At 45.2% G+C, this 15,332-nt stretch carries 13 protein-coding genes; 10 read left to right on the top strand and 3 right to left on the bottom strand.

Annotated features, from left to right (window positions below):
* The first annotated feature begins 248 nt into the window (after window positions 1-248).
* Window positions 249-851 carry a ferritin-like domain-containing protein gene (locus BM056_RS05855; protein ID WP_092469653.1) on the top strand — a complete coding sequence of 201 codons (603 nt, stop codon included), beginning with the start codon at window positions 249-251 and terminating at the stop codon, window positions 849-851.
* Window positions 852-913: 62 nt separating this feature from the next.
* Here the strand turns inward: BM056_RS05855 and BM056_RS05860 are convergent, their stop codons facing one another.
* The gene (locus BM056_RS05860; RefSeq protein ID WP_092469655.1) at window positions 914-1,264 is read right to left on the bottom strand and encodes a YlbF/YmcA family competence regulator; all 351 of its coding nucleotides are present in this window, start codon (window positions 1,262-1,264) and stop codon (window positions 914-916) included.
* 275 nt (window positions 1,265-1,539) lie between these two features.
* On the opposite strand from BM056_RS05860, the gene BM056_RS05865 reads away from it, so the two are divergent.
* Window positions 1,540-2,181, top strand: a complete 642-nt coding sequence (locus tag BM056_RS05865; RefSeq protein WP_092469657.1) for an HAD-IA family hydrolase — start codon at window positions 1,540-1,542, stop codon at window positions 2,179-2,181.
* 33 nt (window positions 2,182-2,214) lie between these two features.
* On the opposite strand, the gene BM056_RS05870 is transcribed toward BM056_RS05865, so the two are convergent.
* Window positions 2,215-4,131: an ABC-F family ATP-binding cassette domain-containing protein gene (locus BM056_RS05870; RefSeq protein WP_092469659.1), complete on the bottom strand. Its 1,917-nt coding sequence runs from the start codon at window positions 4,129-4,131 to the stop codon at window positions 2,215-2,217.
* A 475-nt stretch (window positions 4,132-4,606) separates the two neighbouring features.
* Here BM056_RS05870 and BM056_RS05875 point away from each other — a divergent pair, with 475 nt between their 5' ends.
* Window positions 4,607-4,924, top strand: coding sequence for a TusE/DsrC/DsvC family sulfur relay protein (locus BM056_RS05875; RefSeq protein ID WP_092469660.1), 318 nt, complete (start codon window positions 4,607-4,609; stop codon window positions 4,922-4,924).
* 183 nt (window positions 4,925-5,107) lie between these two features.
* Window positions 5,108-5,488 carry a NifB/NifX family molybdenum-iron cluster-binding protein gene (locus BM056_RS05880; RefSeq protein WP_092469952.1) on the top strand — a complete coding sequence of 127 codons (381 nt, stop codon included), beginning with the start codon at window positions 5,108-5,110 and terminating at the stop codon, window positions 5,486-5,488.
* Here the strand turns inward: BM056_RS05880 and BM056_RS05885 are convergent.
* Window positions 5,485-5,694 carry a hypothetical protein gene (locus BM056_RS05885; RefSeq protein WP_092469662.1) on the bottom strand — a complete coding sequence of 70 codons (210 nt, stop codon included), beginning with the start codon at window positions 5,692-5,694 and terminating at the stop codon, window positions 5,485-5,487. The genes BM056_RS05880 and BM056_RS05885 overlap by 4 nt on opposite strands.
* Window positions 5,695-6,005: 311 nt before the next feature.
* On the opposite strand from BM056_RS05885, the gene BM056_RS05890 reads away from it, so the two are divergent.
* The 6 genes from BM056_RS05890 (at window position 6,006) to BM056_RS05915 (ending at window position 15,223) form a co-directional block, all read left to right on the top strand.
* Window positions 6,006-6,746 carry a YkgJ family cysteine cluster protein gene (locus tag BM056_RS05890; protein WP_092469664.1) on the top strand — a complete coding sequence of 247 codons (741 nt, stop codon included), beginning with the start codon at window positions 6,006-6,008 and terminating at the stop codon, window positions 6,744-6,746.
* 465 nt (window positions 6,747-7,211) lie between these two features.
* Window positions 7,212-8,450 (top strand): sulfate adenylyltransferase, encoded by a 1,239-nt coding sequence (gene sat, locus BM056_RS05895; protein ID WP_092469666.1) that lies wholly within the window; start codon window positions 7,212-7,214, stop codon window positions 8,448-8,450.
* 569 nt (window positions 8,451-9,019) lie between these two features.
* Window positions 9,020-9,463 carry an adenylyl-sulfate reductase subunit beta gene (aprB, locus tag BM056_RS05900; protein ID WP_092469668.1) on the top strand — a complete coding sequence of 148 codons (444 nt, stop codon included), beginning with the start codon at window positions 9,020-9,022 and terminating at the stop codon, window positions 9,461-9,463.
* A 50-nt stretch (window positions 9,464-9,513) separates the two neighbouring features.
* Window positions 9,514-11,394, top strand: coding sequence for an adenylyl-sulfate reductase subunit alpha (aprA, locus tag BM056_RS05905; RefSeq protein WP_092469670.1), 1,881 nt, complete (start codon window positions 9,514-9,516; stop codon window positions 11,392-11,394).
* A 371-nt stretch (window positions 11,395-11,765) separates the two neighbouring features.
* Window positions 11,766-13,019 (top strand): CoB--CoM heterodisulfide reductase iron-sulfur subunit A family protein, encoded by a 1,254-nt coding sequence (locus BM056_RS05910; protein WP_092469672.1) that lies wholly within the window; start codon window positions 11,766-11,768, stop codon window positions 13,017-13,019.
* On the top strand, window positions 13,019-15,223 hold the full coding sequence (locus tag BM056_RS05915) for a hydrogenase iron-sulfur subunit (RefSeq protein ID WP_092469674.1): 2,205 nt from the start codon (window positions 13,019-13,021) through the stop codon (window positions 15,221-15,223). Before BM056_RS05910 ends, BM056_RS05915 begins: the two co-directional genes overlap by 1 nt.
* Window positions 15,224-15,332 lie beyond the last annotated feature (109 nt).

Raw genomic sequence — 15,332 nt, forward strand, 5'->3', positions numbered from 1 at the left:
AGTTGATTGTCAAGGTGTTCTTGGGCAAAGTTTGTAGCACAAAAATAAAAGGGTTTTTCGTCCTTATGGACCGGCGGAATAATTGAAAGCCTTTGAAATTTCATTATTTACCAAATAAAAGAAGTTGTTGCAAAACGAGCTAAATAGTTCATAGTGCAGCAGCTTTTTTAATCGTAATAAGCCAACGGTATAACAACGGACTCTTCTTAATATGTATTTTGTAAAACAATTATTGGGGGAATCTTGGTATGTCAAACATTGCAGTCAAAGATGGCGGCTGTGTTACTCCGGCCCTTGTTAAATGCGCCTATCAGGCGCCGTATCCCGAGGTCCGGGTGACAAAGCCAAATGCATATTATGCTCAATTGTTATTGGAGGATTATGCCGGTCAGGTTAGCGAAACTACCGCCATTACCCAGTACCTTTATCACCACTACGTACTGGAGCAGGAGTATAAAGAAATATCTGATCTGTTGTCCTGTATAGCTCTTGTAGAGATGCATCACCAGGAAATGCTTGCCGAAACCATTGTCAAGCTGGGAGTTGACCCACGGTTTAGAACCATAGGGCAAAATAACGTGGAAACATACTGGAGCGCATCATTTATAATCTACGGCACAGCCCTTTGTGATCGTATTTCCGCTGATATTGCCAGCGAATGGGCAGCTATAGCCAACTACCGGAGGCACCAAAGCATCATTGATGATCCATATATTAAGACTATACTGGAAAGAATAATCGTTGATGAACTGCACCACATTACGCTTTTTAATCAGGTGCTATATAAATACTGTCAGCCGCTGCTGCGGCAGGACGGTAGTACTAATACTGCAAAAAGTGCCAATAAATAACTGCCTTTTTTAAAATATAAAAACCCTGCCGGGATATGGCGGGGCTTTTATATTTCAGAAAATTATTCCTTGTCTTTTTCGGTTTCGCGGCCTGATTCCTTAATTATTTTCATGATCTGATTCATCATTTCTTGAAAATTATTTTGGGCTTCAGAGAAATTTTTAATTGTTTTGTTTTCCATAAACTTTAACTGAACACCCTCATATTCACGGGTTTCTTCTTTGGTCAGAGTCTGCCCCTTTTTCTGCTTTTCTTTCTGTAGCTGTTGTAGTTCATGAAATCTTTTCAATAAGGCCTGGGCATTAGGGTCCCCTATCATTGCATTTTCTGCTCGCTTAACTTCTTTAAGTTCGTCGGATTCCATGATGCTTTTACCGAGTTCAGCTGCTTTTTCGTAAACCAACTTAGACAATTATACCGCCTCCCTTAGGGTTCTGTATGCATTGTGATAAATGTAAGGACAATTTGTCCGAATATCCAATTATTGCACACAATTGTATTATAACATGTAAAAGTGTGTTGTCCAAAGTTGAGTTGTGATTTTGCGCTTGAGAAAGCTATATCCGGCCGATGCATTAAGGGAGTTGAATGAGCGTGTTTTTTTTATCAGATAAGGGTTTTAAGGGTTAATAAGGGATAACATTCTGATATAATTGATATGTTAAAACTTGTTTCAGGAGATGAATTATGCCCAGAGATTATGTGTTATTTGATTTAGACGGAACTTTGCTTGATTCGCTGCCGCTTATTGAAAATTCATTCAGGCATGCTTTTAAGCAGTTTGGTATACCCTGGCAAAACGGCGCGGTGATGAAGACAGTAGGCCTGCCGTTACGAGAGGCCTGCATGCAATTTGCAGGGGAAAAATGGCGGGATTTTTTTGATTGTTATATCCAATACCAATTGCAAATTCATGATGATTTTATAAGTGTTTTTCCAGATACAATACCGGCACTGGCACAAATTAAGCCTTTAGTGAAAGGTATGGGGGTTGTTACTTCCAAACGTCGGATCATGGCGGTGCGAGGTACTGAAGTAACAGGCTTGGATCGTTATTTTGACCACCTTGTGTCATTGGAAGATGTGGATAAACCAAAGCCGGACCCTCAGCCGGTGCTGCGCTGTCTGGAATACTTTGGGGCAAGCCCCCGTCAGGCGGTTTTTGTGGGTGACAGTTACTTTGATATAGAATCAGGACATAATGCCGGAGTGGTTACGGTAGGGGTAACCTGGGGTATGGCGGAACGAGGCGAATTGGAAGCTGCCGGCTCTGATTTTGTGGTGGACTCCTGGAGCCAGCTTATTTCTGTTTTCAATGAAATAAAGTAAGTTGGAGGGACAGCTCTTTGAAGAATGTCCCTTTTATCCGTCTGTAATCGTATCCGACAGCTTAACCCATTCACCCATACAGTTTTCCAGTTTCTGGCGGAGTTTTTCCATGGTACTATTTTTTTGCCTATATGCTTCATGGTCGTTGTATATTTCCGGCTCGTATAATTCATTTTCCAAAGCTTTAATTTCTTCTTCCAATGAGCAGATCAAAGCTTCTAATTCTGCATACCGGCGCAGTTTTTTTCTTTCCTCACGTTGAACCTCTTTGCGGCGGAGATAAGTGCTTTTCCCCTCGGTTACCGTTTTCCCTTCTGTAGAGTGCAATGTGGTCAAATCTGCTTTTTTACTTTGATAATAGTTAAAATTACCCTGGAAGCTTTGAATTCCGGTTTCAGTTAATTCGAAAACCCTAGTTGCTATTTTGTTTATAAAGTAACGATCATGAGAAATAAATAAGAGTGTGCCCTCAAAACCTGACAGTGCCTCTTCCAGTGCCTCATTGCTTAATATGTCCAGGTGACTGGTGGGTTCGTCCAGCAGTAATAAATTGGCTTTCCCGCAGATAAGCTTGGCTAAGGCTAACCTTGATTTTTCACCGCCACTTAAGTCGCCGACCAATTTGTAACCATCGTCACCCGTGAAAAGAAACCTACCCAGTACCGCGCGTATGTCTTGTTCATTAAAATCCGGAAAATCATCCCATAATTCATTGATAACCTGATTGCCGTAATTCAGGTTGGTTTGTTCCTGGTCGTAGTAATTTTCCAGAACATGATATCCCTTTCTGATTGTTCCTGCTAGCGGTGTTAAAACACCGGCTACAGTTTTTAAAAGTGTAGTCTTGCCAGTTCCGTTAGGTCCCAGTAGGGCAACCCGTTCGCCACGGTAAATGGTGAAATTGATATTGCGGCTAACCGGCTTCCCGTTGTAGCCTACACTTAATTCTTTGGCAATAAGGACTTCCTTGCCGCTATGGCGAGCTGCTTCCAAAGCTAATGAGATCTTATGATTATCCGACGATGGTTTTTCGAGTGGTTTAATTTTCTCAAGTAATTTTTGTTTGCTTTTGGCCCTGCCGGTTGTTGAAGCCCGGGCAATGTTGCGGCGCACAAAATCTTCCAGGCGCGCAATGTCTTCCTGCTGTTTTTTGTATTGTTTCGCCCGGCGTTCCAGTTCCTCTGCTTTAGTTGTCAGGTAACGGGAATAGTTGCCGTTATATTTCGTCAGGCTGCAAAATTCAAGTTCGTATATTGTCTGCGCCAAGGCATCTAAAAAGTAGCGGTCATGGGAAACTGCAAGAATTGCGCCTGGATAAGACTGAAGATATCTTTCAAGCCAGCCCATTGTTTCAAGGTCAAGATAGTTCGTTGGTTCGTCCAGAATCAGCACATTGGGCTTGGTCAAAAGCAATTTTGCCAGCGCCAACCTGGTTTTTTCACCGCCGCTTAAATTATTGACCATCATTTGATAGTATTCTTCAGTGAATTTAAGGCCGTGTAGAACACTGCGGAGGGCAGCCTCATATTCATAGCCGCCGTTTCGACTAAAACTTTCGCGGAGGAGGGTATATTCCTCGGTAACTTTATTGAATAAAGTCTGGTTGGATGAAACATCCAGCGCGCTCATGTTTGCTTCCAGCGCTCGTAACCGGTTTTCCTGCTGAATTAACCCGGCAAATACGTCCAGCATTTCATTCCAAACTGTGCGATTGGATTCCTGTCCTCCGCCCTGGGCCAGATACCCTATACTAATGCCCCTGGGGCGAATTATCTCACCTGTATCGGGCTGAAGGTTGCCGGTAATAATTTTAAGTAAGGTGGTTTTCCCTGCTCCGTTACGGCCAACCAGGCCGACCCGTTCCCCTTCCCGCACAGATAATGTGGCGTTTTTTAATACGTCAACGCTGCCAAAAGATTTATCAATATGAGCTGCTTGTAACACTATCACTTTTATGAATCACTCCCACATGTATAAAGTGTACCTTATTTATATATTAAAGAAAAGTTGTATTTTAATGTAGCTGTTTTTTCACCAGCTGAAGAAAAAATATGCAGCTGCTTTTTTCACAATCTGAAGGAAAAATCAAATTGAGCGTCGAAATTATCATAACATGACAGTAGCTAACGGGCAGTAGCTAACGGGCAGGGTATATATTTTACCAGTTGCCCGCGTATTAAGTTGTTCTACAGGAGGATTGTCTTAAAGTATTACATGCTGATTAAACCTCGGTCAACAGTATGAAACTGTAAAAAACAAGTAGTAATTTAGACGATGTTTTTCGTGCATGAATGTGTTGCACTCCTCTTGCTAGAATGATAATATATTGCTAGTGCCAAAAAGCTTTTAACCCTAAAAATTATAATTAGAGATTTTTTAGGGGAGAATAAGAAAATTATATGCAAAATTATGCGGAGGTGAGATTATGGCTTTTATCGAAATAGGTGGAAAGCAAATCGAGCTTGATGAAGACGGTTTTGTTGTTAACCCGGATGAGTGGACTGATGATGTTGCTATTATGTTTGCAGAAGGTGAAGGTATCAAGGAACTTACTGAAGATCACTGGAAAGTAATCCGTTATCTGCGTGATTACTATAAGCAGTTCCAGGTAGCTCCGATGGTAAGGAAAATGTGCAAACAAACCGGATACAGCCTGAAGCAGATCTATGAACTCTTTCCGTCCGGCCCAGCCAAGGGCGCTTGTAAACTAGCTGGTTTACCCAAACCGACCGGTTGCGTATAATAAAGAACAACCCACCCCAAAATAAAGGGTGGGATTTTTTTTATACTTTAATAAAGTGTAATTAGATAGGTTGTCAGTGGCCTGTAGGTAAGTGCGCTTTTTTCTATTGACAAAAGGGGGGGGCGACAATTAAAATGATAATGAACTATAGCTCAATATTTGACAGAAGGAGTTGTATTGGTAGTGAAAATAGCTATTCCGTCCGAATATGGCCATGTTAACCAGCATTTTGGCATGAGCAAGGAATTTACTATTGTTGAGTTGGATGGAGATAAAATTGTGTCACAAAAGATTGTGTCCGCAGACAACCTGCAGCACAATCATTCCGGTCTTGCCGGCTTAATGAAAGACGAGGCTGTAAATGCTGTTATCGTTGGTGGCATTGGAGCGCACGCTTTAAGTGCGCTTGAGGAATCGGGTTTAAATGTTGTCAGCGGTGGCAGTGGTAAAATTAGTGATGTTGTGGCCAGATTCGCCCGGGGCGAGTTGACGGGCCGGCCGCAGGGTTGCAATCATCACCATGGAGATGATCACCATCATGAAGGCGGCTGCCATCATAATTAAATACCATAGCCTGCCAGGATGCCAATTATAGTTAATAGCATGCCGCTACCTGTTGCCAGGACAATTTTTTTCACTCTGGCATCCCAGTGTTGAGGTCTAACGCCAGGCCATTTTCCTGTACCGGCTATATGCAGCGTCAATAGTAATGCTCCGGTGGTTACAGTACCGAGGCCGGAGATAATAAACAAAAAACTAAATAAAATCATCGGTTTAGCCCTCGCCAAATTGCCAAAAATAAATTGCAATTAGATTACAATAATAATAACTTATTCCACCGGTTTATAACAATAGTATAAAGATGCAGCTAAAATATTCCGTAAAGCATGTAAATAAATAACACCCTTTCGGGGTGTTTTTTATTGTACACTTTATTATATAATGTATAAAGGACAAGTTGTGCATCTAATTGGGGACATGTCTTCGACGACCTAAGAGGCGGAGGTGTGTCTCCTTTCCTCAAACTTGTTATTGTTGCAATAGATAATCCAGTGATTGTAGAAAGGATGGTGTTAATAAAATGCTGCCGCTGATTAAGTTGCATCAAGCTGTAAGCCAGGCCGAGGAAAACGGCTTGTTTGACCAATTGAACAAGGTTTATGAACAAGTTCCGGAAACCGAATGTGACCGCTGTGCCACCTGTTGTACTGTGCCGCAGCCGGCCTACATTATAGAATACCTTAACATGTTCCGTCATGTTAACAAGAATATGCCGGAAAAATGGCCTGAAATATTGTCTGCTGCTGTTCGGTATTATTTTCTGGAACTTGTGGATATTAACCAGCGGTGCCCGTTTCTTGATGAGCATAATGAATGCAGTGTATATGAAGTTAGGCCTTTTACCTGTCGTATATTTGGGTTAATGGGTAAGCCGAAATCAAATGAACAGGCACTTCGTAATATGAGAAATCTGGCGGAGAATTACCGCAATCAGCATGGCATTGAACTGCCTGCTGAAATAGTGGAATATCAAATGCCTGAGTGTGACCGGGTACAGGTAAAAAGTGGGCAAAATAAAAAGCCTGCCGAGTTAATTCATTTATTGTCTGCTGATATCGGCCAGCTTGAAACGTTATTTGTGCCGATGGATATAGTTGAAAGCCAATATACCTTTGTGCCTTACGTAAACCATCTTGTTTTAAGCGTTGTGAGTGAAGGTGCGAGGATTCGTCGTCCCAGAGTGATGAAAGAATTTTTGGAAAACGGCCAAAGTGAATTATTACAGGGCTATATTGAAAAGTATGCGAGGACATCATTTTGATGTCCTCGTGAATCTTGGTTTGCTTACTGGCGAGGGCTGTTAAGGCTTGTCAATAATATAGATTCATGCTATATTTAAAGTGATGTGAATGTGTATACAAAAAAATAAAATCAAGAAAAGGTTTGCGCCTTATATGTGCATAGATTCACAATGGTATTGGTTGTGCTTTTCGCCACAAAAAATTATAAATTTTTTCCTGAATAAAAAAGAAGGAACATATGAATTTGTGTCTAATTTCATTTAATAAGGTTTTTATAGTAACAACATCTTATTATAACAGCAATTTGTAAAACTAATTAGCAACCGGCTGACAAAAATAAAAAAAGCCGGATTCCTTAATTTAAAATAATTAGATAGCAATTAGGGAGAAAAGTTTTCAAATTGGGAGATTGGGTTTTCATTAGGAACATTATTGTTCCTTGGTTGCAAAATTAAAATAAAAAACAATTAGGAGGGAAAACATTTATGGCATTACCCAAACCACACGGCCCGGAAGGGAAACTTATGCCCCTGCTGCTTAATGGCGAGGCAAGAGAAGCTGAAATTAAGCGGGCGGAAGGTCTGCCCAAGGTGTACATGAGTTCCAGGGAAACATCAGATGTCCTTATGCTTGGTATTGGTGCTTTTACACCTCTAAAAGGCTTCATGAAAAAAGACGATTACACCGGGTGTGTATTTGACCTTAAAATGAGTGATGGCACCATGTGGCCAATGCCGGTTACCCTGTCCATCACCGGTGAAGAAAAAGATGCCATTGGCCTTAAAGAAGGCATGGAAGTTGCCCTTTATGACAGGGCTTCTGAAGAGCTTTATGCAACCATGCTGGTAGAAGAAATCTACACCTATGACAAAGAAGCTGAGTGCCGCGAAGTATTCACAACTCTGGATGCCGAAGGACACCCCGGTGTGGCCAGTGTTATGAAGCAGGGCGAATTCAATCTGGGCGGCCCCATCAAGGTTCTGAACGAAGGCATATATCCTCAAAAGTACCCCAAATACTACCTGTATCCGGCAGAAGCCAGGAAACTGTTTGAAGAAAAAGGCTGGTCCAATGTTGTTGCGTTCCAGACCAGGAACCCGATGCACCGCTCCCACGAATATCTCTGCAAGTTTGCCATGGAAAGTGGTCTTGTTGACGGTTGCTTTATCCACGCCATTGTTGGTGCTCTGAAGCCTGGTGATATTCCGGGTGAAGTACGTACCAAGTGCTATGAAGTGCTGGTTGACAAGTATTTCCCGAAAGAGAACATTGCTCTGGGCGTATATCCTATGGAAATGCGTTACGGCGGACCCCGTGAAGCCCTGCTGCACGCTGTATTCCGTCAAAACTGGGGTTGCAAATACCTTATCGTGGGTCGTGACCATGCCGGCGTAGGCGACTACTACGGACCGTTTGACGCTCAAACCATATTTAATAAACTATGGGAAGGCGCTCTGGAATTAAAGCCCATGTTGATTGCCTGGACCTTCTACTGCTACAAGTGTCAGAGCATGGCCAGTCAGCGCACCTGCCCGCATGGTCCGGAAGATCGTTGCGTGGTTAGTGGCACCAAGTTCCGCCGTATGATGCAAGAAGGAGAAGAAATTCCCAAGGAGTTTGGCCGTCCCGAAGTTATGGATATCCTGCGCGAGTACTATAAGACTGCTGAAAAAGTCGAAATTAAAAAGGGTGCATACGAGGATATCCCTGGTCCCCAGAAGTAAGCATTTGCAAGCCAGGTGTGCCTCTGTGGCGCATCTGGCATAAAACCATAAAAAATGTGGCAATAAATGGTTGAAAACGAATATAATATAGTGCACAGCATGTCCGGTAGTGGCCCAGGGTAAGGTAAAAACTGCTTATAAAAAGTGCAATTTTATTATCACAGTAAGAAGGATACCGGGCGCATGCGTCGAAATTATTTAAAGTATAGTTATTGTTAAAATGAGTATAACTAGTATTTGACTTTGTGATCAACTATGCAATCTATATTAAGCTGTGGCACTTAAGGTGTCTGATGACCTGCAGTGTCGGAGTTTTCAATTGACAATAAGGAATGCGTAATGCAGCTCCGAAAATGAAAATCTATCAGAGGAGGTGGTTTGGAAAAGGTGTAATAATTACACCACAGCGAAATTTAACTAGATAATTGATTTGACAGATGTTAAGAGCTAGGGAGAGCAAAGGTAATAATTTTTCTCTAGGTTTCAGGAAAACGTTACATCATTTTCTACAGTCGGCAATGCTGAACTGCAGAAACTTATTAACAAATAGGGAACGGGAGGTTGAATTAATGCCAACTTTTGTAATGACCGAGAAATGTGACGGCTGCAAGGGTAAGGACAAAACTGCTTGCATGCATGCATGCCCCAATGATTTAATGGTGCTGGACAAAGAAAAAATGAAGGCTTACAACCGTGACCCCTGGCATTGCTGGGAATGCCTTTGCTGTGCAAAAGCTTGCCCGCAGCAAGCCATGGACCTGCGTGGTTACGCTGACTTCGTACCGATGGGCGCCAGTGTAACTCCTCTGAGAGGTTCTGACAATATTATGTGGACCATTAAGTTCAGGGACGGTATGGTTAAGCGCTTCAAGTTCCCCATCAGGACAACTGAAGAAGGTACAGCTGTTCCTGGCGGCGATTTTGCTGAAGGCGCTGGCGACCTGAACAGTGCTGCTCTGTTCACCGAGCCTGCATCCCTGCTGATGGACGAAGTTCCGACCATCAAGAAGTAATTACGACCTAATTGCAAATTTAAAGAACTTTACGGAGGAGGTTTATATTAATGCCAATGAATTTTGAAACTGTAGAAGTCACCACTGACCTTCTGATCGTGGGCGGCGGTATGGCAGCTTGCGGCGCGGCAGTGGAAGCATCTTACTGGGCAAAGAAACAAGGTTTAAAAGTAACCCTCGTAGACAAGGCTTCCATGGACCGCAGTGGTGCTGTTGCTATGGGTTTGTCTGCTATTAACCAGTACCTCGGCGTAGGCAAAGGCAAAAACACTGTTGAGCAGTATGTTGAGTATGTTAAGAACGACCTGATGGGCATCGCCCGTGACGACCTCGTTTACAACATCGCCCGCCACGTTGACGGAACTGTTCACCTGTTTGAAAAATGGGGTCTGCCCATTTGGAAAAATGACGCTGGTGACTACGTAAATGAAGGTCGCTGGCAGATCATGATCAATGGTGAATCCTACAAAGTTATCGTTGCTGAAGCTGCTAAGAACGCTCTTGGCATGGACAATATTTACGAACGCGTATTTGTAATCGAGCCTCTTCTTGATGGCGACAGGGTTGCCGGCGCTGTTGGTTTCAGCGTTCGCGAAAACAAATTCTACGTATTTAAGGCTAAAGCTGTTATGGCTGCCATGGGCGGTGCCGTTGGCGTATTCAAGCCCCGCTCCACTGGTGAAGGTCTTGGCCGTTCATGGTATCCCCCGTTCAGCACCGGTTCCAGCGCATACTTCACCATCCGTGCCGGCGCTGAAATGACCTGTCAAGAAGTACGTTTTATTCCGGTCCGCTTTAAGGATGCCTACGGCCCGGTTGGCGCCTGGTTCCTGCTCTTCAAATCCAGAGCCATCAGCGCCATCGGTGGCGAATATATGGTTGAACGCCGCGATGAGTTACAAAACTGGGCTCCTTACGGTCTGGTCAAGCCGATTCCGGCCAACCTGCGTAACTACCTCGGCATGCTGGATGTAAGCGAAGGCAAAGGCCCTCTGCTTATGATGACCAACGAAGCTATTGCTAAACTGGCCGATGCTTATAAAGATGATCCCAAAGCCTTCAAGAAGAAAATGAAAGAACTCGAATCCGAAGCTTGGGAAGACTTCCTTGATATGACCATTTCCCAGGCCCTGCTGTGGGCGGCCACCAACACCCAGCCGGAAGAGAAATCCTCCGAAATCGCAGCGGCTGAACCTTACTTCATCGGCTCCCACTCCGGCGCATCCGGCGCATGGGTATCCGGACCTGAAGACATTGCTCCTCCTGAGTATTTCTGGGGCTATGCCAACATGACCACCGTTAAAGGTCTGTTCGCCGCTGGTGACGCATCCGGCGCTTCCAGCCATAAGTTCTCCTCCGGTTCCCACGCTGAAGGCCGTATTGCTGCTAAGGCTGCCATTAAGTTCATCGTTGAGAACAGCAGTCAGCCCAACGTTGACATGGCTAAAGTGGAAGAGCTCAAAGCTGCTACTTACAAGCCTCTGGAACTGTTTGAAGCCAATAAAGACTTCACCACTGATCCTGAAGTCAACCCGGCTTACATTAAGCCCAAAATGTTCATGTTCCGGTTGCAGAAGCTTATGGACGAGTACGTCGGTGGCGTGAGCGCTAACTTCAGCACCAACAAGCCCAGCCTGGAGAAGGCTATGGAACTGCTTGCGTTCATGCAGGAAGACGCCGAAAAATTGGCTGCTGCCGATCTGCACGAACTTATGAGATGCTGGGAAAATATCCACCGTATGTGGATTGCTGAGTCCCACGTTCGCACTGTGATGTTCCGTGAAGAGACCAGGTGGCCTGGTTACTACTTCCGCGCTGATGCTCCTAAGATGGATGAAGAAAACTGGCTTTGCTTCGTTAACTGCAAGTGGGATCCTGCCACTGGCCAGTGGGATGTATTCAAGAAGCCTGTAATTCGTCTGTTTGAATAGTAATATAAACAACTGATCTCTCCCCATGTCCCGGGCGAGATCAAGTAACTCTTAAAATGTGCCATCCACGGCGCAAAGAGGGCCCGTAGCCGATGGCCACGGGTCCTTTGCGCTGTGACAGCGCTGGAAGGAGTTGCTAACAGCCCTGGCTGAGTCGCGCTTGTAGGGACTGGGCAATTTTTTACCGAGGTAAATGCAATTTTACCAGGCGTCCTTACAGGCCGCCTGGAGTTTTTTTTAAATCCCGGCCTTCGGGTAGCCTTCAATATAAAGCTTTTGTCGGTTATTTGCTAAACTAATCGTTAAAATAGCAGTTAAAATTACATGGGGCAGAATAATCTAAGACGGGAGAAATGGCGTGGTGATAAATTATGGCAAATAAAAGTATATTAGTCGTCGGGGGAGGAATCAGCGGCCTTACCGCAGCTGTCGAAGCAGCTGAAGTAGGTAACGAGGTTTTCATTGTAGAGAAAAACCCATACCTGGGCGGCAGGGTTAGCCAGCTTAACCAGTACTTCCCCAAGCTTTGTCCACCCAACTGTGGACTTGAAATTAACTTCCAGCGTATTAGAAAAAACCCCAAAATAAATTTCTTTACCATGGCAGAAGTTGAGAGCATATCCGGCCAGGAAGGTAACTTTGAAGTTACCGTAAAAATTAATCCCCGTTATGTTAACGAAAAATGCACAGGCTGCGGTAAATGCGTTGAGGCCTGCCCGGCTGAACGAGCCAACGCTTTCAACTACGGAATGGATAAAACCAAAGCGGTTTACCTGCCCCACGAATTTGCATTCCCCATGAAGTATGCAATCGATGACCAAGCGTGTAAAGGAGCCGAGTGTGGTAAATGCGCTGAGGCCTGTGAGTATGGCGCTATTGAATTGGGCATGCAGGCTAAAACCATGAAGCTCAACGTGGGTTCCATAGTATGGGCCACCGGTTGGACTCCGTATGATGCCAACAAGCTGAGTTATTACGGTTTCGGCAGGTATGACAATGTAATTACCAACGTAATGATGGAAAGATTGGCCGCATACAATGGCCCGACCAAAGGCAAAATTGTTCGCCCGTCCGACGGGAAAGAAATTAAGAGCGTAGCATTTATTCAGTGCGCCGGCTCGCGTGATGAAAATCACCTTAAGGCTTGCTCCAATGTGTGCTGCCTGGCATCGCTGAAGCACGCTACTTACATCAGAGAACAGTACCCCGATGCCGAAATCTGTATTTACTACATTGATATCAGGGCTCGCGGCAAGTATGAGGACTTCTTCACCAAGGTGCAGGAAACAGCCAACATCACCCTGATCAAAGGTAAAGCCGGCGAAGTTAAGCAAGATCCTGAAAGTAATCAGTTAATCGTCATTGCAGAGGATCAAATTGAGCAGAAGGTAATGGAGAAGCAGTTTGACCTCGTTGTGCTGGCAACCGGAATGGCTCCCAATACTTCTATGGCGCAAATACCCGGCGAAGCCGCCTACGATGAAGATGGCTTTGTAGCTGCAGCGGCGCCTGGAATATATGCCACCGGTTGCACCAAGAGTCCGTTGGATGTTGCCTCAGCTGTTAGGGATGCTACTGCCACAGCGCTCAAGGCGATTCAATCTACGGTGAGGGGGCAACAATAATGGAAAAGAAAATAGCTGTCTATATTTGCACAGGCTGCGGAATTGGTGAGGCCCTGGACATTGATGCTCTGTCCAAAGTAGCAACAGGTGAGTATAAAACGCCGATTTGTAAAAACCATGGTTTTCTTTGCGGACAGGAAGGCGTCGAGCTGATCAAAAATGATATCGAGGCTGAAGGCGCTAATACCATAGTTATAGCTGGTTGCTCCACCAGGATCAATTATGATGTTTTTAATTTCGGACCGGATAAAATTGTGGAAAGATGCAATCTGAGAGAGCAGGTTATTTGGTGTCACCCGGCTGATGATGAAGATACCCAGATGCTGGCTGAAGATAACCTGCGCATGGCCCTGGTAAAGCAAAAGAATATGAACCTGCCGGAGCCTTACCAAGTGGAGAATATGTCCAAAACTGTTCTGGTAGTTGGCGGCGGCTTCTCCGGACTTACTGCTGCGCTGGAATCAGCCAAGGCCGGCTATCAGACAGTGCTGGTGGAAAAAGAAGCTGCTTTGGGTGGCTACGTGGGTAAAATGTATAAGCAAGTACCCATGAAAGCTCCCTTTACCGAACTTGAAGAAAACAGCATACCGGCCCTAATTAAGGCCGTTGAAGATGCCGGGGTAAAGGTATACACCTCAGCTACTCTTGAAAATACAGCCGGTGCACCCGGGATGTTTGACGTTACCATTAATCAAAACGGCAGCACTGTGGAAGAGCGGGTAGGTGCCATTGTTCTGGCTACCGGTGCTAAACCCTATGATGCTGAAAAACTTGGACACCTGGGTTATGGCAAGTACGAAAACGTGATTACCCAGGCCCAGTTGGAAGAAATGGCTGTGGCGGGTAAACTGGAAGCCAGTAAGGTTGCGTTTATCCAATGTGCCGGTTCCAGGGATCAGGAGCACCTGCCCTACTGTTCGGCAGCCTGCTGTATCGAGTCCATGAAGCAGGCCCTTATAGTTAAGGAAAAGAACCCTGAAGCCAACGTATATGTTTATTTCAAGGACATCCGCTCCAATGGTCAGTATGAGCACTTCTACAAGAAGGCCCAGCAGGAAGGCGTTATCTTCATCAAAGGCGATGTAACCGAAATAACAGAAAGCGATGGCACACTGACTATTACTGCTGATGACCATACCATGGGAACTCAGTCTGAAGCTGACGAGTTTGATCTCGTAGTTCTGGCCAACGGTATGGTTCCGTCTGCGGCGCTGGGTGATGTGGTTGAAGAGCCGGCCCAGGATGAGGCAGCTGCCGCTGCTGAAGAGCCAAAGGTACAGGCTCCCGCGATTATCAAGTCTAATTTACTGAACCTGGCTTACAGGCAGGGCCCGGAACTGCCGGAATTAAAATATGGCTTCCCCGATTCACATTATATCTGCTTCCCCTATGAAACCAGGCGCACCGGTATATATGCGGCCGGTGTTGTAAGGGCCCCAATGGATATGCTTTATGCCCAGGAGGACGCTGTAGGCGCTGCGCTGAAAGCGATCCAGTGCATTGAAGCTACTGCCGTTGGCCAGGCGGTTCACCCGAGATCCGGTGATATGTCTTTCCCGGAATTCAACATGACTCGCTGCACCCAGTGCAAGCGCTGTACTGAGGAATGCCCGTTCGGCGCCATTAACGAAGACGAAAAAGCCAATCCGCTGCCGAACCCAAGCCGCTGCAGAAGGTGCGGTACCTGTATGGGTGCTTGCCCCGAGCGGATTATTTCCTTCAAGAACTACTCTGTGCCCATGATCGGTAATATGGTTAAGGCTATTGAAGTGCCCGAAGAAGCTGACGAGAAGCCCAGAATCCTGATCTTTGCCTGTGAAAACGATGCTATTCCGGCACTTGACATGGCAGGAATGAATCATTTGGAATACAACTCGTGGGTAAGGATAATTCCCGTGCGGTGCCTGGGTTCATTGAACCTGATCTGGATCAATGACGCCATGGCCAAAGGCTTTGACGGCGTATTGCTGATGGGCTGCAAGCACGGCGATGACTACCAGTGCCACTTCATGAAGGGCAGTGAGTTGGCGGAAATCCGCCTGTCCAAGATATCTGAAACTCTTAACCGCCTTGGTCTGGAGTCCGAGCGCGTACGGGCGACAACAGTAAACATTATGGATTATGACAAGATTCCGGCTATGCTGGACGAGTTTGCTGCAGAGCTGGAAGAACTGGGACCCAACCCGATGAAGGACTTCCAGTAAGAGTAATTTACCGGATTAAACCAATTAGTAAATTCCGATTTCAGAAATAAAGATAGAGGGACGGTCGAAACCAGACCGTCCCACACTCCTTTAAAAAATAGAAAGGGAG

Source organism: Desulfotruncus arcticus DSM 17038, assembly GCF_900113335.1.
GTDB classification, from domain to species: Bacteria; Bacillota; Desulfotomaculia; order Desulfotomaculales; family Desulfallaceae; genus Desulfotruncus; species Desulfotruncus arcticus.